19 protein-coding genes are annotated in these 22,590 nt (G+C 52.5%); 9 read left to right on the top strand and 10 right to left on the bottom strand.

The genetic code is table 11. The annotated features are described in order from the left end of the window. Positions 1-4: 4 nt before the first annotated feature. Entirely contained in the window at positions 5-1,468 is a 1,464-nt protein-coding gene (locus ACT3RP_RS05235) for an alanine/glycine:cation symporter family protein (RefSeq protein ID WP_096278390.1), read from the bottom strand. 173 nt (positions 1,469-1,641) lie between these two features. Next, positions 1,642-1,857: a DUF2798 domain-containing protein gene (locus ACT3RP_RS05230; RefSeq protein ID WP_441685739.1), complete on the bottom strand. Its 216-nt coding sequence runs from the start codon at positions 1,855-1,857 to the stop codon at positions 1,642-1,644. A gap of 100 nt (positions 1,858-1,957) precedes the next feature. On the opposite strand from ACT3RP_RS05230, the gene ACT3RP_RS05225 reads away from it, so the two are divergent. Then, a complete protein-coding gene (locus ACT3RP_RS05225) occupies positions 1,958-2,860 on the top strand; it encodes a LysR family transcriptional regulator (RefSeq protein ID WP_441685741.1) in 903 nt (300 codons plus the stop codon). A gap of 58 nt (positions 2,861-2,918) precedes the next feature. Here the strand turns inward: ACT3RP_RS05225 and ACT3RP_RS05220 are convergent, their stop codons facing one another. Further along, complete coding sequence (locus ACT3RP_RS05220; protein ID WP_441685743.1) at positions 2,919-5,102, bottom strand: OsmC domain/YcaO domain-containing protein; 2,184 nt, start codon at positions 5,100-5,102, stop codon at positions 2,919-2,921. A gap of 175 nt (positions 5,103-5,277) precedes the next feature. Then, entirely contained in the window at positions 5,278-5,937 is a 660-nt protein-coding gene (locus ACT3RP_RS05215) for a TetR/AcrR family transcriptional regulator (RefSeq protein WP_444671388.1), read from the bottom strand. Positions 5,938-6,004: 67 nt separating this feature from the next. Between ACT3RP_RS05215 and fabF the strand changes: the two genes are divergently transcribed. Beyond that, positions 6,005-7,276 (top strand): beta-ketoacyl-ACP synthase II, encoded by a 1,272-nt coding sequence (fabF, locus tag ACT3RP_RS05210; protein WP_441685747.1) that lies wholly within the window; start codon positions 6,005-6,007, stop codon positions 7,274-7,276. A 41-nt stretch (positions 7,277-7,317) separates the two neighbouring features. On the opposite strand, the gene ACT3RP_RS05205 is transcribed toward fabF, so the two are convergent. Beyond that, positions 7,318-8,199, bottom strand: coding sequence for an alpha/beta fold hydrolase (locus ACT3RP_RS05205; RefSeq protein ID WP_096278374.1), 882 nt, complete (start codon positions 8,197-8,199; stop codon positions 7,318-7,320). 175 nt (positions 8,200-8,374) lie between these two features. On the opposite strand from ACT3RP_RS05205, the gene ACT3RP_RS05200 reads away from it, so the two are divergent. Next, positions 8,375-9,178 carry a helix-turn-helix domain-containing protein gene (locus ACT3RP_RS05200; protein ID WP_096278371.1) on the top strand — a complete coding sequence of 268 codons (804 nt, stop codon included), beginning with the start codon at positions 8,375-8,377 and terminating at the stop codon, positions 9,176-9,178. On the opposite strand, the gene ACT3RP_RS05195 is transcribed toward ACT3RP_RS05200, so the two are convergent. After that, positions 9,175-9,762, bottom strand: a complete 588-nt coding sequence (locus ACT3RP_RS05195; protein WP_483393399.1) for a TetR/AcrR family transcriptional regulator — start codon at positions 9,760-9,762, stop codon at positions 9,175-9,177. The genes ACT3RP_RS05200 and ACT3RP_RS05195 overlap by 4 nt on opposite strands. A gap of 172 nt (positions 9,763-9,934) precedes the next feature. On the opposite strand from ACT3RP_RS05195, the gene ACT3RP_RS05190 reads away from it, so the two are divergent. Genes ACT3RP_RS05190 through ACT3RP_RS05165 form a run of 6 tightly spaced genes read left to right on the top strand, consistent with a single transcriptional unit; the run spans position 9,935 to position 18,471 of the window. Beyond that, on the top strand, positions 9,935-11,149 hold the full coding sequence (locus ACT3RP_RS05190) for an efflux RND transporter periplasmic adaptor subunit (RefSeq protein ID WP_096278367.1): 1,215 nt from the start codon (positions 9,935-9,937) through the stop codon (positions 11,147-11,149). Beyond that, positions 11,146-14,250: an efflux RND transporter permease subunit gene (locus ACT3RP_RS05185; protein WP_483393398.1), complete on the top strand. Its 3,105-nt coding sequence runs from the start codon at positions 11,146-11,148 to the stop codon at positions 14,248-14,250. The genes ACT3RP_RS05190 and ACT3RP_RS05185 overlap by 4 nt, the downstream gene beginning before the upstream one ends. After that, the gene (locus ACT3RP_RS05180) at positions 14,250-15,656 is read left to right on the top strand and encodes an ATP-binding protein (RefSeq protein ID WP_483393556.1); all 1,407 of its coding nucleotides are present in this window, start codon (positions 14,250-14,252) and stop codon (positions 15,654-15,656) included. Before ACT3RP_RS05185 ends, ACT3RP_RS05180 begins: the two co-directional genes overlap by 1 nt. A gap of 34 nt (positions 15,657-15,690) precedes the next feature. Beyond that, complete coding sequence (locus tag ACT3RP_RS05175) at positions 15,691-16,398, top strand: response regulator (protein ID WP_096278361.1); 708 nt, start codon at positions 15,691-15,693, stop codon at positions 16,396-16,398. A gap of 14 nt (positions 16,399-16,412) precedes the next feature. Continuing rightward, positions 16,413-17,099, top strand: coding sequence for a response regulator transcription factor (locus ACT3RP_RS05170; protein WP_483393397.1), 687 nt, complete (start codon positions 16,413-16,415; stop codon positions 17,097-17,099). After that, positions 17,092-18,471 carry a sensor histidine kinase gene (locus ACT3RP_RS05165; protein WP_483393396.1) on the top strand — a complete coding sequence of 460 codons (1,380 nt, stop codon included), beginning with the start codon at positions 17,092-17,094 and terminating at the stop codon, positions 18,469-18,471. Before ACT3RP_RS05170 ends, ACT3RP_RS05165 begins: the two co-directional genes overlap by 8 nt. Here the strand turns inward: ACT3RP_RS05165 and ACT3RP_RS05160 are convergent. The 4 genes from ACT3RP_RS05160 to ACT3RP_RS05145 all read right to left on the bottom strand — a co-directional run bounded on the left by ACT3RP_RS05160 (position 18,461) and on the right by ACT3RP_RS05145 (position 22,560). Then, the gene (locus tag ACT3RP_RS05160; protein WP_096278357.1) at positions 18,461-19,474 is read right to left on the bottom strand and encodes an AbrB family transcriptional regulator; all 1,014 of its coding nucleotides are present in this window, start codon (positions 19,472-19,474) and stop codon (positions 18,461-18,463) included. The genes ACT3RP_RS05165 and ACT3RP_RS05160 overlap by 11 nt on opposite strands. Positions 19,475-19,495: 21 nt before the next feature. Further along, complete coding sequence (locus ACT3RP_RS05155; RefSeq protein ID WP_096278355.1) at positions 19,496-21,004, bottom strand: tripartite tricarboxylate transporter permease; 1,509 nt, start codon at positions 21,002-21,004, stop codon at positions 19,496-19,498. 9 nt (positions 21,005-21,013) lie between these two features. Beyond that, complete coding sequence (locus tag ACT3RP_RS05150; protein WP_483393395.1) at positions 21,014-21,463, bottom strand: tripartite tricarboxylate transporter TctB family protein; 450 nt, start codon at positions 21,461-21,463, stop codon at positions 21,014-21,016. Positions 21,464-21,546: 83 nt separating this feature from the next. Next, positions 21,547-22,560 carry a tripartite tricarboxylate transporter substrate binding protein gene (locus tag ACT3RP_RS05145; RefSeq protein ID WP_096278351.1) on the bottom strand — a complete coding sequence of 338 codons (1,014 nt, stop codon included), beginning with the start codon at positions 22,558-22,560 and terminating at the stop codon, positions 21,547-21,549. Positions 22,561-22,590 lie beyond the last annotated feature (30 nt).

The following is a 22,590-nucleotide window of genomic DNA, read 5'->3' as shown; positions in this document are numbered from 1 at the left end:
GTCCTTACTCGGCAGACGCGCTTGTTAGACGCTGCTTTAATGCTTCAGCCTCTTCAGGTTCTAGCTCCCAGGCTTTTGGATCCAGGTCGAGGTCCGGATGCTGGTTAGCGTCAAAAATCGGCTGTTTGATGCCCTGCCGACGCTGACTATCGAAGTCTTTGAGAATGCGCAAGCCGCACTTGAACAACAGGATCAGCGCAATTAGGTTGACCACGGCCAGAAGGCCCATAGTGACATCAGCAAAGCCAAACACGGTGCCCAAATCAGTGGTCGCACCCCAACACACTAAAAGCACGATCGCCACGCGGAAGGCGTTGAATAGGTTCTGATTGTCACGACTGAAAAAATTGAGGCTATTTTCGCCTAGGTAGTAATTGTACAAAATCGTGCTGAAAGCAAACAGCAATAGCGCCAGGCTAACAAAAGTGCGGCCCCACTCACCTACGTGTTCGGCCAGCGCTGCCTGGGTGAGGGCAATGCCCTCAACACCTGCGCCCGCCGCAGGATCGTATACGCCACTGAGCAGAATCAGGAACGCCGTGGCAGAACAAATAATGACGGTATCGATAAATACCGAAAATGCCTGCACGATACCTTGGTTGGCCGGGTGCGGCACGTAGGCGACTGCCGCCACATTGGGCGCACTACCCAGGCCCGCTTCGTTAGAGAACAGGCCGCGCTTCAAACCCATCATAATAGCCGCACCAATTCCACCACCGATCAGTGGTTCAAGGCCGAAAGCACTCTTTACAATGAGCGCAATCACACCTGGAATTTCCCCAATGTTCATGGCGATAACCAGTAGTGCGATAGCAATATAACTGATCGCCATAAAGGGCACTAAAATCTCGGAAATACGCGCAATACGCTTAATGCCACCGAAGATAATCAGGCCTACCAGCATCGCCAGAGCAATCCCGGTATACAGCACAGGCACACCGAAAGCGTCTCCAAATGAAGTCGCTACTGCGTAGGATTGAAGTGCAGTAAAGGCAAAGCCGAAGGTCAACAGCAACAGCACCGAGTAAAACGCTGCCAGCCAACGCCACTGTTTACCCAACCCTTTAACGATGTAATACGCCGGGCCACCGCGATATGTGCCATCGCCTTCGGCCTCTTTATATGTTTGCGCCAGGGTGCATTCCAAGAAACTGGTGGCCATGCCCATTAAACCCACCAGCCACATCCAAAAAATCGCGCCTGGGCCACCTAAAGTAATGGCCACCGCAACACCTGCGATATTACCACCACCTACACGCCCCGCCACCGAAAGCACCAATGCCTGAAACGAGCTTAAATGGCCGTGTTGGCTACGTTTAAAGACTTGCCCCGAACCTAGGATACGAAACATCTCACCGAAATAGCGAAACTGCACAAAGCGTGAAGCGAAGGTAAAACCGACGCCAACGCCCACCAGCAGCACTAGTAGAATCTTCCCCCACAGGAGGTCATTGAGCATATCGAGCATGGGATTCTCTCCGCGTTTTTGTATTAGCGTTATGTTTGAAAGCGCGTCGCTTTACTATCATCAAGCGCGAAGAACGTTTTACCAAGCGTGGAGCAGAATTAAACTTGGCGCACAGATGCAGTTGTATGCACTGACTGCACCAACGAGTGCATCATAGTGCATCAAGCGAGTTTTTAGAGATTATTGGCTATGCGGTGGGCGACTTTATGCAGAAAGGGGCCGCAGATAAAAGCGATGATACCAGCGGCCGGCCATGCTAATAGCCACGCATGCATCCAAATACCCACAAAATCAGTATGGGCACCGATATTCACGTAGGTGACCCAGGCGGACATAATCAGCGATAGTGTGAATGACATAAGAATAGCGAAGATAATTCGGTGTTTCATGGGCGGCCCTATTACGAGTGTTTGAGTGCGGATAGGCTAACAAACATCTATAAATGTAATATATGGCAATATATGAAAACCAATTTTACATAAATGCAAAATGAAAACACCTTCTCTTGATGATCTCAAAATATTTATCGTCGCTGCCAACCAGCACAGCCTGACGGCGGCAGCTGCTCAGCTTAATATGACAATTGCCACCGTTTCGCGGCGCATCAGCGCGTTAGAGGCAACGCTCGGTGTAGAGTTGCTGTATCGCTCAACCAAAGGCTTAACGTTAACGCCGCATGGGGAGTCTTATTATCGCGAGTGCGAAGAGCTAGTGGTAGCACTCGATCAACGCATTTTAAACCTGGATCAAGCACTGCATAGCCTAAGCGGTCCGTTAAAAGTAATGGCCCCGGTCAACTTGGGCAGCGGGCCGCTGGATGCGTTTTGGCGGCATTTTACGCACCGCTATCCGGACATTTCGCTGAGCATCGAACTAGATAACAACATCATCGACATTCGCGATCAGCAAGCCGATATTGCGCTGCGATCAGGCCCTCAGAAAGATACTACTCTGATCCAAAAATACCTAGGCTATATAGAGCCCATTTTGGTGGCATCCCCAGCGATGCAGCACCCTCTACCGGCCACGATTAGTGAACTTGCGGCCTGCCCTAGTGTTGCGGCCAACATGTTTAGCGATTGGCAACTGATGGATAGCGAAGGCAATCACCACGCTTGCCACAAACATCATTTCCATATCAGTAATGATATGAATGTTGTCCTAAATCTCACCCAATCAGGCGCGGGCATCGCGTTGATGCCCGCCAGCATGGTGGCTAACAGCCTACAAATGGGCTCGTTGGTGCGTGTGCTGCCTAGCTGGCAGGGTCAACATAGAGAAATCTGCTTGGTATGGCCCCACCGCCGCAGCCTTTCTGCGCGTGCCATGCTTTTCCGGACAGAGCTAATAGAATTCCTCAGCCATCAAAGCTGGTTTCATGCGGCAGAATGAAATGGCTAGCGGTATAGCGCTAGCCAATCAATCGCGATACTCGCACGCCCGGTAATGTTTACATAGCAACGTTAGCCGCCCGAGCAGCGTGAAGTTTTTTATAGCTTTCAATCAAGCGCAGGTGGCGATCTAGGCCGTCTAGCTGCATGTTGGTCGGCGTTAAACCGTAAAACCGCACATCGCCATTGACTGAGCCAACCACGGCCGCCATCGCCTCTGCACCGAACATGCGCGTGAGGTTAGGCAGGTAGTCGTCAAGCGCCAGCTCATCATCCAACACGATTTCCAATACCGCGTTAATCGCACGGTAGAAAAGCCCTCGCTCGACGGTGTTATCGTTGTACTGCAAGAACATTTCAACGCGCTCTAAGGCGTCGTCATATTGCTGAAGTGCCAAGTTCGTCAACAGCTTCAATTCCAGAATAGTAAGCTGCCCCCATACGGTGTTTTCATCAAACTCCACGCCAATCAGCGTAATGATGTCCGTATGATCATCTATCTGACTTTCTTCCAGCCGTTCCACTAAACCATTGAGCTGTTTATCATCAAGACGGTGCAGATTAAGAATGTCTTCCCGATAATCCAGCGCTTTATTGGTGTTATCCCAAATCAAATCTTCGATCGGATACACCTCTGAGTAGCCCGGCACTAGAATACGGCAAACAGGAGCGCCCAAGTCTTCGTGCACCGCCATGTAGACTTCAGCACCCAGCTCTTCGAAAATCCCAAATAGCGTTTCGGCTTCTTCCTCATTGCTGCCAGAGAAATCCCACTCGCAGAACTCGAAATCGGGCTTAGCGCTAAAGAAACGCCAGGAAACCACGCCCACAGAGTCGATAAAGTGCTCTACAAAGTTGTTGGGCTCGGACACGGTCTGGGAGTTGAAGGTGGGGTGAGGAAGGTCATTCAATCCCTCGAAGCTGCGGCCCTGCAGCAGCTCGGTTAGGCTGCGCTCAAGCGCCACTTCAAAACTTGGATGCGCTCCGAAAGAGGCAAACACACCACCGGTACGCGGATTCATCAGCGTGACGCACATCACGGGGAATTGCCCACCCATAGAGGCATCTTTAATGAGCACAGGAAAGCCTTGAGCCTCCAGTGCGTTAACGCCTTCCACAATGCTCGGATATTTCGCCAGCACGTCTTGCGGCACATCCGGCAGGCTTAATTCCTGTTCGAGAATTTCACGCTTTACCGCTCGCTCGAAAATTTCGGAAAGACACTGCACCTGCGCTTCTACCAGCGTATTACCGGCACTCATGCCGTTGCTCAGGAACAGGTTTTCGATCAGGTTCGAGGGGAAGTAGATTGTCTCGCCGTCAGAGCGGCGGACAAAGGGCAGCGAAACAACGCCCCGCGCCTCGTTACCGGAGTTGGTATCAATCAGGTTGGAACCGCACAGCTCGCCTTCGGGATTGTAGATAGCTAGGCAGTGATCATCGAGAATCTCAGCGGGCAGTTCGTCACCCGGCCCCGGCAGGAACCACTTTTCATTGGGGTAGTGAACAAACTCACTGTTGGCAATCTCATCGCCAAAAAACTGATCGTTGTAGAAAAAATTACAGCTTAAGCGCTCAATAAACTCACCCAGTGCCGAGCAAAGTGCGCTCTCTTTGGTCGCCCCTTTACCGTTGGTAAAGCACATGGGAGAGGCGGCATCGCGAATATGCAGCGACCAAACATGAGGCACGATATTGCGCCAAGAGGCGATTTCAATCTTCATGCCCAGTTCCGCCAGCATCGCGCTCATATTGGCGATGGTTTGCTCTAGCGGTAAGTCTTTGCCTTCAATGTAAGTACTGCCACTTTCCGGCGCGCCCATCAGTAGCGCCTGGGCATCTTCATCGATGTTTTCGACCGTTTCGATTTGAAAATCAGGACCGGCTTGCACCACTTTTTTAACCGTGCAGCGGTCAATAGACCGCAGGATGCCCTGACGATCTTTCTCAGAAATATTTTCCGGAAGTTCGACTTGAATTTTAAAGATCTGATTATAGCGATCTTCTGGATCGACGATGTTGTTCTGCGAGAGGCGAATATTCTCGGTAGGAATATCCCGCGCGTTGCAGTACACCTTCACAAAATAGGCCGCGCACATGGCGGATGACGCCAGGAAATAGTCGAAAGGACCCGGCGCCGAACCATCACCTTTATAGCGGATAGGCTGGTCAGAAATGACCGTAAAGTCGTCGAACTTAGCCTCTAGCCGGAGGTTATCGAGATAGTTAACTTTAATTTCCATGTACGAGCATCCGGGGGTAATGAATTTGGCTAGGCATTTGAATAAACAGGGCCGTAGGCTGATTGGCTGCCATTATCCAGTTTTTACCCTGCTTCGTCTTGTATGCGTTAACTCCCGCTCAACTTGCCCATAAAATATTAAGAAGCGTTTAAAAAATCATCTGCGAGGCGGGTTATTACCCATGCAGCATGTTTTCTGCTTCGTTTTCACTAACGCCCATCATTAGTAAAATTTGACGCTGCGTTGCCGTCAGCACCTGTTTGCTCTCGGCTTCTCCAGGCAAACTTTTGGCAATGGCCACAGCGCCTATCAACGATGCCAATATGACCCTAGCCTTATCAGCAATCACGTTACGGTCATTGGCGAAGGGCAGTTTCTTCAACTTCCCTAGCGCCATGAGGCGGGTTTCGAGCATCTTTTTCATACGTGAATAAGATGCTTCAAACAGGGTACGGATTTCTTCTTTTTCGCTGCCAATCTCATTGAAGAGTACAGCTTCCGGTCCTGGTTCATGCTTACTGACCAATTCTTGAAGGTTGCAGTAATTGGCGACCAGATCAGTCAAGTGTTGCACCGATAGCGGTCCTTTCACCAACCTTGCCGCCCGGCTTTTATCCAGCGTAAGGCGTACTGACTCGTTGTAGAGCGCTTCTTTTGAAGCAAAATGCGTATAAAAGGCGCCATGGGTCATCTTTGCGAGCGTCATAATTTGCCCAATAGATACCTTCTGAAAGCCTTTACGGCTGAATAACTCCGCAGCGGAGGCCAAAATACGCGCTTTCGTTTTCGATTTATGGCTTTGGGGATAAGGCATAGTTACCTCGTCGTATACCAATAAAATATGATCTTGATCATATCTTGTCTGGTGCTAGGGTGGCGACATCAATAACTCTGGAATCGCTATGCAATCACCTATTGTTATTACCGGCATGGGCATGGTCAGCCCGTTAGGAAACAACGTTAATACAAGCTGGGAACGACTGTTAGAAGGCCAGTCCGGCATCAGTACGATCAGCCGCTTCGATACCAGCGATATTCCCATCAAAATTGCCGGCGTCGTTCCTGAACACCTCAATGACCCGGCTGGCGGGGTTGATCTGGATAGCATTGCCGACCCGAAAGAACGCCGCAAAATGGATCTGTTTAGCCTGTACGCACTAGCCGCCGCTCAAGAAGCATTGCAACAGGCCAACTGGCAGCCATCGGAACACGCTCAAAAGCGCCGAACAGCTACGATTATTGGCTCGGGCATCGGCGGCTTCCCAACCATAACTCAAGCGCAAAAAACGCTGGTGGAACGCGGCTATCGTAAAATATCGCCCTTCACCGTACCCGCTTTTTTAGCCAATCTGGCAGCCGGCAACCTGTCGATCCGCTATGGCTTTCAAGGCCCGTTAGGTTGCCCGGTAACGGCCTGTGCGGCAGGCTTGCAAGCCATTGGCGATGGCATGCGCATTATCCGCAGCGGTGAAGCCGATGTGGCACTCGTCGGCGGCGCAGAAGCATGCATCGACCCGCTTTCGCTGGCCAGCTTCAACGCGTTAAAAGCACTTTCCACTGAATCTATCACACCTGAGCGCGCCTCTAGGCCGTTCGACAAGGACCGTAACGGCTTTGTGATGGGTGAAGGGGCGGGCGTTATAGTGATAGAAACGCTTGATCATGCCCTTGCGCGTGGCGCAACCCCGCTGGCAGTCATTAGCGGCTACGGCACCAGCGCGGATGCACATCACATTACCGCCGGGCCAGAAGATGGCGCAGGGGCAGCCCTAGCAATTCAAGCAGCTCTTGGCATGGCAGGTCTTTCCAAAGATGCCATTAGTCATATCAATGCCCACGCGACGTCCACGCCGGTTGGCGACCGTGCTGAAATCGCCTCGTTACGCAACGTGTTTGGTCCCCTGCTGCCCAACATACCGATTTCAGCCACTAAGTCGTCTACAGGCCACCTGTTAGGGGCCGCCGGAGGTATAGAAAGCATTTTTTCTGTCATGGCCGCGATGACTGACCAACTGCCGCCGACCATTAACCTTGAGCACTGCGACGACGGGATGCAGGACTTAAATTTTGTCACCGCCAGCCCACTCGATCACGACACCCAGCATGTGCTATGCAATGGATTTGGTTTTGGAGGCGTTAACGCGGCGCTGATTATCAGCAAGATTAAGGGCTAGGTTTTGAAGGGCTCAGTTTTGCAGAGCCCAGTTTTGAAGGGCTATGCCTTGAGCAAAAACGGTAATGCTTCTTCTAACAGCTGCTCGGGAAGTTCTTCAGCAATATAATGGCCGCAGGGAAGCGACTTGCCTTCAACGTGAGAGGCCACTTTGCGCCATTCACCCAAGGCATCGAAGCAAGCTTCGATTGCTCCTTCAGCTCCCCACATCACTTTCAATGGGCAGCTCAGCTTAATGCCTGAATCAATGTCCGCCTGGTCGTGCACTAAATCGATCGTGGCGCTGGCGCGGTAGTCGCCGCAAATGCCGGAGGCGGTACCGGGCAGTGACAAACAGCGTTCGTATTCCGCCAGCGCTTCGGCTGAAAAAGGCGCCATACCGGCGCTACGCGCTCCCATGACGCTCTTTAGATACTGGGCAGGATCGCTGCTGATCAGCATTTCTGGCAGCGGCTGCGGGCGAATAAGAAAGAACCAGTGCCAGTAAGAGCGTGCAAAAGCCTCTGACGTGCCACGATACATGGCCAGCGTAGGCGCAATATCCAGCAGCACCATCCGCGTTACTCGCTGAGCATGGTCAACGCCTAGCCGGTGAGCAACGCGGGCGCCTCGATCGTGGGCCAGCACTTTAAAGCGCTCAAAACCCAATGCCGTCATGAGCTCCGCCATGTCGTTCGCCATGGTGCGTTTGGCATAGTTGAGATGCTCGGTATCATCGTCAGGTTTACTGCTATCGCCGTAACCACGCAGATCAGCCGCTATCACCGTAAAATGCTCGGCAAGCGACGCCGCTACTTTATGCCAAATCACGTGGGTCTGCGGATGACCGTGCAGCAACAGCAGCGCAGGGCCACTGCCGCCCATGCGAAAAGTCATTTCGATGCCGTTAACGCGACGCTTCGTTTTTTCAAACCCATGAAACATAACACGCTCCTGATTTACTGCAAAAGTCGGCTGGCTGTATATAGTGCTAGCATAACCTTATTCACCAGAAAGCCGCTACGTTGAAGGCTTCCTGGCGGGAGGAAGCCATTGCACTATCACGCGTTAGGCATCACATTAGGCAGTCACGAAACCAAGAGAGGAAGCCGAGCTGCCCATGCATGACGACTTTGTGGCCAACCTGCGCCTGCTCTGCAGTTACTATCCGTCTATTGCAGAGATATGTCGGCGTTTAACGATCAATCGCGCCCAGTTTAATCGTTACCTGAGTGGACGTTATCGACCCAATCACGCAGCACTGCAGCGCATTTGCCACTTTTTCGGCGTCACTACTGAGGATATCGCCCTTCCCCATCATGACTTTCGTACACTGGTTCAAACCGGCCAACTAACGTCAGAAGCAAGCCCAGCAACCTTACCCTGGCCTAACGCATTGGTGCAGCGGGGCAGTGAAACCATGGAACGCTACATTGGCCGCTACTTTGAGCTTTATCATTCAATGTCTCGACCAGGCCAGTTAATGCGTACCTTAGTTTGCTTAGAAGCACGGGAGGGTGGCGTAGTCTATCAGCGCACCGAGCGGATGCAGGCCATGCTCGGCAACCGCTCATGCCACAATCGCTATGTAGGCACCGCAGTTAAACTGGCTGACCGGCTATTCTTGGTCGATCATGAAACGCTTAACGGTCATGAAATCACACAGACCATCCTGTTTCCAAGCTTTCAGAGCCAGGTGACGCGTTTAACGGGGTTAAAAATGGGCGTAGCTGATAACAGCGAACGTATGCCCTGCTGTGTGCGGGTGGTATATCAGCGTTTGGATGAACAGGTGAGTCTTCGCGAAGCACTAACGCAGTGTGGCTTAATAGCGCTGGATGATCCGTCCATTGATGATGCTCTAATAGCCGCGACTCAAAACGATGTGGCCGCTGATGAGCACCACTTTCGTGCCCGCCATTAGGACGGCACCAGCACCTGCTTAAACAAAATAGTTTCAAAATGATCCATGGGCTCGACAGATTTCAACGTTTTGGCGCGTAAAATAGCACCTTCCCAGCCGGTTAAAATAAAGCTAGCAAGCGCGTCTGGAGCAGTGTGAGTAGCAATATCACCCCGCGTTTGAGCGTCCTGCAAGCAGTTCACCAGCCGCTGTTCCCAGCGCTGAAATACAAGGTTTAGCGCATCACGGAAGGTATCGCTTTGGCCTGAAAGCTCTTGTCCAAGATTACCAATCAAACAGCCAGTGGCGTGATCACACTCATGCATATAGTCACGACCTGATGCAAAATAGCGCCTCAGGCGCTCTAAAGGCGGCGTGTTGCTATCTTCCAACAGCGTCACTAGCGAGGCGTCATACGTGGTGGCAAAGCGTTCAATCACTGCCAGCCCAAAATCTTCTTTACTAGAGAAGTAATGGTAAAAAGAGCCCTTAGGCACGCCGCACGTTTTTAAAACAGCATTGATGCCCGTTGCGTTGTAGCCTTGCTGGCTGATCAGTTGGGCACCACTATCAATCAGCTTGTCGCGCGTTGCGGTATTTTTCATACGTTTAAAGTAGACCAGTGAGTCTATTGATACCAAATGAATATGAATTAGATATCAATTGCATGGTATTTGCACATTGCTTGACTAATCGCTGCGTAACAATGCGTGATGCTAGCATCATACGCTCATTTTTCTGGAATTTTCGCTCTTAGCACATGGATAACGCGCGGTAATGACCTCAATACGCTCCTTCTCGTCGTCTCACTCCTCTTATCAGCAAGGCCGTATTCGTCTGGGTGCAGTAGTTGCGTTATTGATTCTTATCGGCACGTGCATGCTCGCCTGGTGGATTATGACTCAGCCACCCCGCATTGAGCGTACTGCACCACCAGAACCACTGCCCAGCATGGTAGACGTGATGAGCATTTCTGCGAGCACCCAGGCGCCCCATCTATATGGATTTGGCCGCGTCGAGGCAGAGCAAGAAACTATGCTGGCCAGCCGTGTGGCGGGCCAGCTTGAGCGCTTTGCACCAGGCGTTGTGCCGGGACAAGTCGTCGAGCAGCAGGCGCCGGTCGCCTATATTGATCAGGCCGATCTCGCGCTTACTCTTGAGGATGCGCAGGCGCAGCTAGCCAATGCCCAAGCCCTGCTGGCACTAGAGCAGGCAGAGCAGCAGCGCGCACGCAGCGAATACGAGTCTTTTGGCCGCCAGCTTTCTGCCGAGCGCCGTGCGCTGGTTCTGCGAGAACCGCAGTTGCGCCAAGCCCAGGCCCAAGTGACCCAGGCGCGAGTGGCCCGAGATCAGGCAGCGCTTAACGTTGAACGCGCCACCCTGGTGGCTCCATGGCGCGCCATGGTACAAGCGCGCTTAGTGGGTGCTGGCAGCCTGCTTAGCCAGGGAACGGAAGTAGTGCACTTAGTGGGCGTTGAGCAATTTTGGGTACGCGCCTCCCTGCCCAGCGAGTGGACCGAGTGGTTGGAAATGGGCAGCCAGATTACCTTAACCAGCCGCGGCTGGTCTGAAGACGCGACGCGTGAAGGCACGCTGGTATCGATGTTACCCAGCCTGGAAGAAAACGGTTTACAGGCACAGCTGTTAATCGCCGTTAGCGACCCGCTCGCACTAGAAAGCGATGGCCCTGCCCTGCGCCTGGGTGATGTTCTGCGTGTTTCATTCCAACCAACCATTCAGCACCAGCTCATTTCAGTACCCTCTGCCGCGCTGCGCCCAGGCGACATCGTTTGGCAGGTAGATGAGGAGAATCGCCTGCGCCGTACGCCGGTGACCCTGGCTTATCGCGGAGAAGATGATGCCTTGATCCGCAGCGGCCTGACCGCAGGTCAGCGGGTCGTTACCGCAGGCTTAACCCAGCCCCGCGAAGGCCAGCTCGTGCGCATCCGACGCCCCAGCGATACACCGGCTCAAGAGGGAGACGGGTCATGAAGACACCGCGTGGCCCACTGGCATGGATGGTCGATCACGGGGTAGCACCTAACCTACTCATGGTGCTGTTTATTGTGGGCGGCTTAATGGCCTCGCTGGCGATTAAGAAAGAAGTCTTTCCTGAGTTTGATATTGAAGTGGTGCAAGTGTCTATCAGCTACCCGGGTGCGACGCCTGAAGACGTTGAACAGAGCCTGCTGCTGCCGATGGAAGCCGCGATTGCCAATGTAGAAGGCATTGATGAGCTGACCGCGACGGCCAGTGAAGGGCGCGCCAACGTCAGCGCCTCGCTGATTGATGGCGTTGACGTGATGCGCGCCTATCAGGATATCCAGCAGGCGGTAAATGCTATCACCACTTTGCCCAGTGCCGCCGATCCACCCCGCTTTACACTTGCGGGGCGCTCGCGAAGCGTACTGAGCCTGCAGGTATATGGCCAAGTAGGCCTAGAGGCGCTACACGACGCCGCTGAAGAAATACGCGGTGAGCTCCAGGCGACCGACGGCATATCTCGCGCAGAGCTATCGGGTAACCGCGAACGAGAGATTCAAGTTCATCTGGATGAAGAAGCTATCGAGCGCTATGGCTTGGATCATCAGCAGCTGGCTACTCGCATTGGCGAAGAGGCTCTTGACCTTGCCAGTGGTCAGCTGACGACGGCAGAAGGCGAATGGCTTATTCGCTATCAGGGCCGGCGTAACAGTGCCGAGGCCTTCGCCGAGCTACCCATTCTGACCAGCGCACAAGGATCGCCCATTATGCTGGGCGACATCGCGACAGTCAGCGACGGCTTCGCCGAGACCGACCGCGAAGAGTTTTATAACGGTCAACCCGGGCTCTCAGTGGATGTTTATCAAATTGGCGACCAAACCCCGACCAGCATCTCTGAAGCGGTCAACGGTGAGCTTGAGCGGTTACGCTCAGGCCTGCCAGAGGGCGTTAGCCTTGATATCTCCCGAGACAGTTCAGAGGTATATGAAGCCCGCCTTAGCCTGTTGTTGAAAAATGCCTGGATGGGGCTAGCGCTGGTATTAGTACTCATGGCGCTGTTTTTGGAAGCCCGTCTGGCATTCTGGGTCACGCTGGGCATCCCAACAGCGTTCCTAGGCGCAATGCTGTTTCTGCCCTGGATTGGCGTGTCGCTGAATATGATGTCGATGTTTGCCTTTATCATCGCCCTGGGCATTGTGGTGGATGACGCCATCATCGTCGGCGAGAATATCTATAGCTACCGTGAAGAAGGCTATTCACTGCGCGATGCAGCGGTTAAAGGGGCTAGCGAAATTGCCACGCCGCTGACGTTCGCCATTCTTTCTAATATCGTCGCGTTCCTGCCACTACTGTTTTTACCCGGCTTTCTGGGGCTTATTTTTGCGACGGTACCGGTCGTTGTGGTCACGGTATTTTTAATTTCCTGGCTGGAGGCACTGGTGATTCTTCCCGCCCACCTCGCACATAGTCGCAAGCCGCGCAATACGCCTGCGTGGCAGCGCCCATTAGAAGCACTTCGCCAACGCCTTCAAGGTGGTTTACACCATTTCACATACCATCAGTTTGAGCCATTCCTACAGCGTGCCCTTAACCAGCGTTTGCTCAGCATTGCGCTGGGCATTGCGGTGCTGTTGGTCGCCCTTTCCTGGGCAATGAGCGGGCGCTTGGGGTTTTCCCTCATGCCCCGCGTCGAATCAGACCAGGTGCAGGCGACGGTCACACTGCCGATTGGTAGCAATATCAGCATCAGTCGTGAACTCAGCCAACAGCTTCTTGACGCCGCAGAGCAGCTTAGCGAACGCGAAGAAACGCTCAGTTTTGGCAGCTCGCGCAGCCGCCTGGATGGTGAAAGCCTAGAGGTTCGCCTCGACATTGCCAGCGAAAGCCTGGAAGCATGGCCGCCATCGCGAATTGCCCGCGAGTGGCGCGACCTAACCGGCGATTTATTAGGCGCCCAATCAGTGCGCTTTGAAGCCGATGTAGGCGGCCCCGGCAGCGGTGCGGCACTGAGTCTGCGACTTTCACACCCCAATACACAGGTGCTTGAAGCCGCCGCTGAACGGTTAGCCGAAACGCTGAGCGGCTATGGGCTTACCGATATCGATAGCGGCCTGGGCGACGGTAAACCCCAGTTAGAAATACGCCTTTCATCAGAAGGACGCTCGCTGGGCCTAACCGGCAACAACTTAGCACAGGCGCTGCGCGGCCCCTTACAGGGCGCGACCGCTCTAGAGCAATACGTAGGACGTAGCGAAATTAGCGTTGAGGTACGCTTACCTAACAATAATCGCGACAGTTTGAACGCCCTCTACCGCATGCCGGTACGCACCCCTGACGGGCTGAGCGTGCCCCTGTCTCGCGTTGCGGATATCACCATTAGCCAAGCCTCCAGCAGTCTTGAGCGCATTAACGGGCGACGTATTATTACCGTCACTGCGGACTCTGAAAACGACCTTGCCATTAACCAGGTGCTCGCCACGTTACAAGACGAGGTGTTCCCCACGCTGGAAGCGACCTGGCCGGGGCTAGAGGTCAGCATGGGCGGTCGCCAGCAGGACACCGCCGACAACTTAGCCACGTTAAAAACCTCCATGTGGTTAATGATTGCCGCGCTCTATGCGCTGCTGGCTATCCCGTTTAGAAGTTATTCGCAGCCGCTGCTGGTACTGGCAGCGATCCCCTTCGGTATCGTCGGCGCGGTGGCCGGTCATATGATCATGGGTTTTGGGCTTTCCATTATCAGCCTGCTGGGAATGCTCGCGCTTTCCGGCGTGGTCATCAACGATGCGCTGGTGCTGATCGACTACGCCAACCGCAAACGCCGCGAGGGAATGGCAGCCAGAGAAGCCATTGTGGCCGCAGCAACGCGTCGACTCCGCCCCATTATGATGACCACGCTGACGACATTTCTAGGGCTGGCACCGATGATTCTAGAGACGTCACGGCAGGCGCGCTTCATGATTCCGATGGCGATTTCACTAGGCTTTGGCATGCTGTTTGCCACCGCTATTTTGCTAATTCTGGTGCCCTGCCTCTACTTAGGCATGGAAAATGTTCGAGAACGGCTGAGCGCGCCGCGTCAGCCTAACCAAGAAGGAAGCGCTCAGTGATGGCGCTGCATGGGCCACTACGTCAATGGCGCCCTTCCCGGCTGGGGCTCAAACTATTTGCGACTATCCTGAGCGTCAATGTGGCCATCTCAGTAAGCATGTTTATGGCGGTTTCCTACAGCATTGACCGCGGCTTTTACGATTATCTCAACCAAGCGCAAGAGCGTCGGGCAACACTGCTGGCAGACGGCCTCGTCACGCGCTGGGAGACTCAAGAGAGCTGGGAGTGGTTGGAGCAATCCCCGGAACGCTGGGCATCTATTGTGCGTTTTGAACTAGGCCAAGAACATCAAGATTCTCCCTCTCCGCTAGGTGAAGCGCGAGATTTTGCGCTACGTGATGCAGAGGGCCGTTTTTTAGTGCCTGCCAATGGCGGTCGGGCAGGCTCGGGCAATTGGCATTGGCTGAACCTGCACAGCGGCGAGGAAACGATCGGTTCGCTGGGCTTTCGACCTCCTCGCGAGATGATGGAGCGTATGGAAAGCCGCTTCCTTGAGCGCCAACAGCGCAATCTTACCCTGATCGTAATATCGCTATGTGTGGCTTCTCTCCTGCTCGCGGGCGGCTTGTCCTGGTGGTTAGGGCGGCGTACACGGGCACTCGCGGGCGCCACGCTGCGATTGACAGAAGGTGACTATACGACTCGATTGCCTGAGCGTGGCCGCGACGAGCTGTCGCGTTTGGCGCGAGATTTCAACGTACTTGCCGCAACGCTCGAAGCTAGCCGCGATGCCCGAGCACGCTGGGTGTCCGACACGGCGCACGAGCTGCGCACGCCGTTGGCCGTTCTACGTGGGGAAATTGAAGCGATGCAAGATGGCATCCGACCTCTCAACCAGGAGAACCTCAGCTCGCTTGCTCAAGAAGTTAGCCAGTTGGAACGCCTAGTCACTGACTTACGCCTGCTGTCACAAAGCGATGCAGGTGCGCTGGATATCCAACTTGCGCCGATGGACCTTAGCGACTGTCTTGTCAGCCGCCTCGCCGACGCAGACCGCTGGTTAATGGACAGCGGCTTAACGCTGACGGAGCAGATCGCTCCTGGCATAATGGTACGTGGCGATGCCCAGCGCCTGCATCAGCTATGGAACAACTTGTTGGATAATAGCTGCGCCTACACCCAACCACCGGGAGAGCTGCGCGTTACGCTTACCGCGCAGCAGGGCTTTGCAGTCGTTACCTGGGAAGACAGCTCGCCCGGGGTGCCCGAGGGAGAACTGGCGCGCTTAACCGAGCGGCTGTACCGTGTAGAGGGTTCACGTAGCCGGTCCAGTGGCGGTAGCGGCTTAGGTCTGTCAATTGCCAGTGCGCTAATCAATGCGCACGGAGCAACGCTAGCGCCCTCAGTTTCTACGCTGGGCGGGCTGCGCTGGACGCTGCGCTTTCCTCTGCTGACATCTCATTAATAGGCTTTCACCCTCACTGCTAAGCGAGTTCCTTATGTCTCACGATGCGTCTCACGCGGCCTCTTTGCTGATTGTTGAGGATGAACCAAAAATTGCTCGCCTGATGGCGGATTACTTAACCACACATGGCTTTTCGGTCACGACGTTAGCCCACGGCGATGAGGTTATGCCGTGGCTAGCACAGCACTCCCCGGCACTTGTGCTGCTCGACATTATGCTGCCAGGCAAAGACGGCCTGACGCTTAGCCGTGAGATTCGCCAGCACTGGCCAACTATTGCGATCATTATGGTGACCGCCAAGGTAGAAGAGGTCGACCGCTTGTTAGGCTTAGAGTTAGGCGCTGACGACTATATCTGCAAGCCTTTTAGCCCCCGTGAAGTGGTCGCCCGTGTCAAAGCCGTGCTTCGCCGTAGCCAGGCAGCAGCAAACGCCCCTGCCGACGTTCAGCATGCACCGGTCGTATTAAATGAAGATGGCTGGCAAGCGCTCGCTTACGGCAAAGACCTAGGACTCACCGCGGTGGAATTTCAATTACTGCGCGTGATGATGCAGGCACCGGGACGTATTTTCAGCCGCGAGCAGTTAATGGATCACATGTACCGCGATAACCGCATCGTCTCAGAGCGCACCGTGGACAGCCACATCAAGAAGCTGCGTAAGAAAATCCACGAAGCGCTGCCAGAGCTAGAAATTATTCGTTCAGTCTATGGCGTCGGCTATAAGTATCAGCCAGAAGGTTAACAACGAGATGACCTATGAAAGCGCTAGTAGTAGAAGATAACCTCAATTTAGCGCGCTCTATTGCAGCTACACTTAGTGAAGCCGCCTTTAGTATTGATGTTGCCAACGATGGCAGAAGAGCGCTGCACATGCTCGAACAAGGTGATTATGACCTACTAGTGCTGGATCTTGGCTTGCCTGAAGTGGATGGAATCACACTTTTACGAGAGCTGCGTCACGCTCAGAATACCATTCCGGTATTAATTATCTCAGCGAGAGATAGCTTGGATCAGCGCATCCTCGGTCTTGAAATAGGTGCCGATGATTATCTATGCAAACCTTTTTCCCTGGAAGAAGTCACGGCGCGGGCGCGGGCGCTAGTACGTCGCGCCAAACACTTCGGCGGTGAAACACTCCAATGTGGACGCTTAGAATTTCTGCCCGATGCGATGGAGCTGCGTCTAGATGGCAAGCCTCTGCTATTACATAGACGAGAGCTTGAGGTCATGGAATACCTCATGATCAATCAGAACAGGCTGGTCAATAAGGATCAAATCATCGACCGGCTGTCTAACTCTGATGACTCAGTGAGCTACGCTGCCGTGGAAACCTACATTTCACGTATTCGCAAAAAAATCGGCTACGATTTCGGCTTAAAAACAGTACGTGGGCTGGGCTACTATTTAGAATCTAAAGATACCAAAGACTTACCCCATGAATAAAAGCCAGTCGATCCGCAGTCGACTGCTGATTTGGATTGGCGTGCCCTTTACAGCACTAGCAGTGCTTGCTTTGGTCTCGAGCCATCTACTTTTATCACGTCAAATCAACGAAACCTTTGACAATATGCTCTTAAATGCCGCACAACGGCTAGAGCGTCGCCTTTATACTGTCAATAATGATCTGCGTATCAACATGCACTACTTCAGCGTTAGTACGCTGGGTAGCCGAGGTGAAGGCAAAATTTTTTATCGCATAAAAGACACACAAGGCCGCATGATCGCAGGCTTTAGCGGCCTAACCGACCCTCCAAGCTATTCCTATGAACCGATTTTTTATGATGTGGACTATGCAGGTAATGAGCTACGAGCGGTAGCGCTGACACTTCCCTTTAGCCGGGGCCGTGCGCAGACCGACATTGAAGTGATCGTTGCCGAGTCAAAAGAAGCTCGCTATACACTCACCAACGATTTTATGATAACGCTCACAGGGTTAATGGTTGTTACCGGGCTATTAGCAATCTCCATTGCCTTAATGGCGATACACTGGGGGCTGGCACCACTTAATGCAGTCAGTCAGGCTCTACGTCAACGTTCACCGAATGATTTGCATGCTCTGGATGACAACGCCCCTAAGGAAATTCTGCCTCTTATTCAAAGCATTAACAACTTGATGCAGCGCATGCGACGTAGCATTGAAAGCACACAGCAACTGAATGCCGATGTCTCCCATCAGCTCAGAACGCCTATCTCTGAAATTCGCGCTTTAACTGAAATGTCGCTTAAGACTCCTTCCCAAACACCAGCGCATACTAGCCTGCGGGAAATTCAGCGCATTGCTGAGCATGCCAGCCATACCGTCAAACAACTGCTCAAATACGCCAAAACACGCAGTGAATTAATAGACACCTCGCACCTAGAACATGTTGATTTAATCGCTATTTGCCACGATGCCTGTGCACAGACCGCTCCTAATATTTATCAAAAAAACCAGGAGCTTGCTTTTGACCAATATACAGCGATACCCAGCATTCTTGGCGATCCCATTATGCTGAGATGGCTCGTGACAAATCTCATCGAAAATGCCAGCCTGCATGCTGGAGGCAGCGTGGTCTACGAAGGTGTTATCACTGTCGCATTAGCCACAGACAGCGATAAGGTGACGTTAACGGTCAGTGATGACGGTACTGGTGTCGATGAAGAACAGCTCCCCAAACTAACCGAACGTTTTTTCCGCCACAATAAGCACTTCCCAGGTAGCGGCCTAGGTCTCGCCATTGTGGAGCAGATCGCAACCACCCACTCTGCACGGCTTTATCTTGGCAATAGGCCACAGGGAGGATTTGAAGTAACCGTCGCCTTTCCTATTGCTTAGCCGACCCATTGGCTATGCGTATCATTAGAGGGGTCATAAATATTAGTAGCAGTAGACGCAGTATATGATGAGAAACTACATATACTGGATCTATATCTAACACCATTGCTATAACCGCCATTTCGCCTACCCCACCGGGAATCAACGCAAGCAGTACTGCCAAAAATGAGAGGTGCGTGAAACTGGATACTAGCCATGCCATTAGCGCAGCAACCAACAGTGCAAATAGGGCAAACGCAATGCCATAACGGCCCATGCTGATCACCTGTGACCACTGAGTTCCCGAAAAGCGCGCACCCACCGACGCTCCTAATACCAGAAATGCCGTTAGCACGATCCAAGTAGGTAGCGAGTAATCGAACCCAAGGTTGGCAACAATGGCACCTGCCGCCATTGGCCCAAGAAACTCAGGCAAGGGAATCTTCAATAAACGCCCCAGCCACCAACATAGCGTTGCCAACACCAGCGGCAAACCATCCATGATGGTGAAGGAAGAAGTCGAACTGCGTAGCGTAACATCGTCGACAAAAAAACTTGCCACTATCGCAGCTCCCGAAACCACAGTCACTAGACGCAGAGAGTGCGAGATAGCGATCCAGCGCAAATCACCGTTAGCCCGTTCGGCCAGCACCAACGCTGAATTCATGCTCCCCGGATAAGCGCAAAACATGGCGTTCATACGCCCTACGTTGGCGTGATTAAAAATCCAGTAACCGCCGAATAACATCAGCGCCATGTATACCAACATGGCCAGTACGCTGGGATACCAAAGTACTAATCCTAACAATTCGTCAGCCTGAATACGGCTACCAATAAAAAGCCCTAGCAGTGCAATGGCCGTGCGGTGTAAGCGCTTATCGATGCCAGTATTCACGCCCATCAGTGATAAGCACAGCACCATAAAAAGAGGGCCCAGCATCCATGCCAAAGGCAACGATAAAAGGGTGGCAAGCCAGCCACCCAAAAATCCCAAGCCAACGGTAATACCAGTGCGTTTCAACATTTCAAATCCTGAACTCAGGAATCATAGTTGGGCAGCCTCTTGGCGAGCTTTAAGCTTTTTCATCAATGGCTGGCTAAACAAAGAGACTAGCAGCAATGCAAAGATAGCTAGTGTCACCGGACGCTCAAACACATACATAATGTCCCCCCCGCTGATTTGGTAGGAGTGGAGTAGCGACTTTTCGGCCAAAGAGCCGAGTAGCATGCCAATCACAGCCGCGGGTACCGAGTAGCCGTAGTGACGGAAGATCCAGCCAATAACGGCAAAAATAAGTACAGTGGCCGGACCTGTCATATTTCCGGTTAGTCCGAACGAGCCCATAACGGCCAGCACTAAAACCGATGGAATTAAAAATCGCATGGGAACTTTGACGATATTAGCCAGCAAGGGAATAAACAGCAGCCCGATGATCACCAATAAAAATACTTGGGCAAAATTGGCGAAAATGATCGCGTAAACTACGTCCGTCTGTTGACGAATAAACTGCGGACCACCGGTAATGTTATGCATGGCAAATGCCGCCAACATAACCGCTGTGGCACCGCCACCGGGAATGCCTAACGCTAGCAGCGTTGCCATTGAGCCACCTTCGGAACTGCTATTTGCCGCTTCTGACGCTACGACGCCCTTTGGGTTACCTTTTCCAAAGGAATCAGGGTCACGATCTCGCCGCTTTGTTTCTATGTAAGAGAGCAAGTTAGAAACCGATGAACCGACGCCAGGCACTGCACCCACTAACACACCAATCAAGCCCCCGCGAATCATAACCACCGGATACCGCATCGCCATCTTGCAACCTTCGAAGATTTCACTAATTTTCACCTTGCGGGCATCAGCAGATTCTACGATGAAACCTTTGTTGGCTAGTTTGAACAGCTCAGAAGCAGCAAACATACCCATCATCGCCGGTATAACCGGTACGCCATCTAAAAGATAAGTTTGCCCCATCGTGCCACGTGCTAAACCTATTTCACTAAACCCTATAGTGCCTACCAGGAGGCCTATAAATCCGGCTATTAAGCCTTTTAAAACCTGTTCACCTTTCAAGCTAGCAATGAGTGTCATGCCCCAAAGGATAACCACGAACATCTCTGCAGGGCCTAGTCTCAACACCATGTAGGAAAGAGGCTGGATCATGAAGAAAAGCACAACGTAGCCCATCAGGGCGCCAATCACCGATGAGGCTAATGCGATACCTAGCGCCTGATTATGCTGCCCCTTCCGCGCCATAGGATAACCATCAAAAGCAGTGGCAATGGCTGAAGATGTACCGGGTATATTCATTAAAATCGCAGGGATACCGGCACCAAAAGAACCGCCTGTAAAAATAGCGGTAAGAAACAGCATGGCTTGGATAAAATCCATATACATCGTCATGGGCAAGAAAATAGCCATGGCCATAGAAATTTGCAGACCTGGAGTAGCCCCGAAAATCAGTCCTAGTACGATCCCAGGCACTACCACCAACCAAGGGCCAAAGCTGGAAAAAAGCAGATCTAAACCCTGCCCAATCGCGCCAAAATCAATCATATTTTTTCCTCAGCTCGGTAGTAGTAGTAGCGTCATGGGATACGGCAGCATCTGCGAGAAGAAGAACGCGACACTAAGCCCAAAAGCAACGCTATAACCACTTAATAGCAGCCAATTACGTTCACCTTTAAGTATCAAAAAGAGCGCCAGGAAGATCACCGTAGCAATATCAAAGCCTAGGGTTTCAAGCGATAGGACATAAGCGGCAAATAGCCCTACAACAGGTAATGTACGGTGCAGTGGCTCTTCTTCAGAGCCCTGGAATAGCGAGCCATGCTTTATCCGGAGGATCAATTCAAGCGCAATTATAACGAGTACAATAATGGCAAGCGGTAGAATCAGCAGCAGATTCTGCGGAGTAGCAGATACACTAATGGCGTCTAATAAATACCACAATGTAAAAGCACCCAGGCCCATGAGAACTGAAAAGTCCCCATAGTCGCGTTTATATTCAGACATGGTAAAACTCCATGCTGGCTCTTCATTAACTTGAAGAGCCAGCAATCATGGAAGGGCCAGTTAGAAAAATTAGCTTGGAAAAATCAGTTAAGCAGGTGGGCGTATTGTTCGAACACTTGATAGTTTTCGCGCATCAATTCATTGGAACGCTCTGGGCCAACCCAAATACCGCCCATTTCATTGCTCTCAAGCTGTTCTTGTACATCTTTACGAGCCAGAGCACTTTGAATAGCTGAAGACAGTTTTTCAAAACGTTCAGGGTGTTGACGTTCCATTTCACTAGTCACTGCAAAGCCACGCATAGATCCCTGCAGAATAGGCACTTCAATATCCATGGGCGCCAATGCTTCATTGATAGGCTGGGCATCCCACTGATCAATGCGCTCATCACTCACAATTGCCAACGGAGTAAGAAACTCTCGGATACCCTCACTGCCCTGAGCGCTAATAGAGACAAAGTCAACTTGCCCTCCTGCAACGGCTGAGCGTGCTTCACCGCCGCTGTTATAGGTCACTAAGTTCAGGTTTTCTTGCGGTATGCCCGCTTCGTCAAGCAACAAACGCACCATCAAGTGGCCAGCAGAACCCTGAACGACCGCGCCACGTACCTGTCCTTTTTCCTCTCGGATTGCCTCAAGCAAGCTAGGCAGGTCTTCATAACCACTGTCTTTATTCGCTGCAATAATGTCTAAATCGAACCACTGAAAGTTGATATAAGAGAAATCATCGACACTAAATTCAGCGCCTCCGATCAGAATAGAGTTAGTTAAGTAAGGCGCGAACGTTGAGGCGTAAACCGTGTAACCGTCATCAGGAACGTTCAGAACGTAGTTAGAAGCGACTTGCGTTCCCGCACCAGGACGATTGGTGACTTGTATCGGCACACCTATCTCTTCTGAGAGAGGCCCAGACATAATGCGGGCAAGGCGATCGGCACTTCCCCCGGTACCGAATCCCACCACCATATTGAGCGGGCGAGAGGGAAAGTCTTCAGCCGCGGCAGGTAGTGCAATGGCCAGTGCAGCAATGGTAGCTGTTGCTCCAACCAGCAAGGATTTCATCGTAAGCGATAGTGAAGCGCGGTAAGTGTTAGGCATAGCGGGCTCTCTCTTTTTTATAAGATTATT

Source organism: Halomonas sp. AOP5-B2-8, assembly GCF_052376475.1.
Taxonomy (GTDB): Bacteria; Pseudomonadota; Gammaproteobacteria; order Pseudomonadales; family Halomonadaceae; genus Vreelandella; species Vreelandella casei.
This window is presented reverse-complemented; position numbering and strand designations above follow the sequence as displayed.

What these genes read in the sequence shown, in the direction of transcription:
- ACT3RP_RS05180 (WP_483393556.1), top strand. Translation starts at nt 14,250, where the DNA reads ATGGCGCTGCATGGGCCACTACGTCAATGGCGCCCTTCCCGGCTGGGG.
- ACT3RP_RS05235 (WP_096278390.1), bottom strand. Translation starts at nt 1,468, where the DNA reads ATGCTCGATATGCTCAATGACCTCCTGTGGGGGAAGATTCTACTAGTG.
- ACT3RP_RS05200 (WP_096278371.1), top strand. Translation starts at nt 8,375, where the DNA reads ATGCATGACGACTTTGTGGCCAACCTGCGCCTGCTCTGCAGTTACTAT.
- ACT3RP_RS05205 (WP_096278374.1), bottom strand. Translation starts at nt 8,199, where the DNA reads ATGTTTCATGGGTTTGAAAAAACGAAGCGTCGCGTTAACGGCATCGAA.
- ACT3RP_RS05165 (WP_483393396.1), top strand. Translation starts at nt 17,092, where the DNA reads ATGAATAAAAGCCAGTCGATCCGCAGTCGACTGCTGATTTGGATTGGC.
- ACT3RP_RS05160 (WP_096278357.1), bottom strand. Translation starts at nt 19,474, where the DNA reads ATGTTGAAACGCACTGGTATTACCGTTGGCTTGGGATTTTTGGGTGGC.
- ACT3RP_RS05230 (WP_441685739.1), bottom strand. Translation starts at nt 1,857, where the DNA reads ATGAAACACCGAATTATCTTCGCTATTCTTATGTCATTCACACTATCG.
- fabF (WP_441685747.1), top strand. Translation starts at nt 6,005, where the DNA reads ATGCAATCACCTATTGTTATTACCGGCATGGGCATGGTCAGCCCGTTA.
- ACT3RP_RS05195 (WP_483393399.1), bottom strand. Translation starts at nt 9,762, where the DNA reads ATGAAAAATACCGCAACGCGCGACAAGCTGATTGATAGTGGTGCCCAA.
- ACT3RP_RS05190 (WP_096278367.1), top strand. Translation starts at nt 9,935, where the DNA reads ATGACCTCAATACGCTCCTTCTCGTCGTCTCACTCCTCTTATCAGCAA.
- ACT3RP_RS05145 (WP_096278351.1), bottom strand. Translation starts at nt 22,560, where the DNA reads ATGCCTAACACTTACCGCGCTTCACTATCGCTTACGATGAAATCCTTG.
- ACT3RP_RS05220 (WP_441685743.1), bottom strand. Translation starts at nt 5,102, where the DNA reads ATGGAAATTAAAGTTAACTATCTCGATAACCTCCGGCTAGAGGCTAAG.
- ACT3RP_RS05170 (WP_483393397.1), top strand. Translation starts at nt 16,413, where the DNA reads ATGAAAGCGCTAGTAGTAGAAGATAACCTCAATTTAGCGCGCTCTATT.
- ACT3RP_RS05150 (WP_483393395.1), bottom strand. Translation starts at nt 21,463, where the DNA reads ATGTCTGAATATAAACGCGACTATGGGGACTTTTCAGTTCTCATGGGC.
- ACT3RP_RS05225 (WP_441685741.1), top strand. Translation starts at nt 1,958, where the DNA reads ATGAAAACACCTTCTCTTGATGATCTCAAAATATTTATCGTCGCTGCC.
- ACT3RP_RS05155 (WP_096278355.1), bottom strand. Translation starts at nt 21,004, where the DNA reads ATGATTGATTTTGGCGCGATTGGGCAGGGTTTAGATCTGCTTTTTTCC.
- ACT3RP_RS05185 (WP_483393398.1), top strand. Translation starts at nt 11,146, where the DNA reads ATGAAGACACCGCGTGGCCCACTGGCATGGATGGTCGATCACGGGGTA.
- ACT3RP_RS05175 (WP_096278361.1), top strand. Translation starts at nt 15,691, where the DNA reads ATGTCTCACGATGCGTCTCACGCGGCCTCTTTGCTGATTGTTGAGGAT.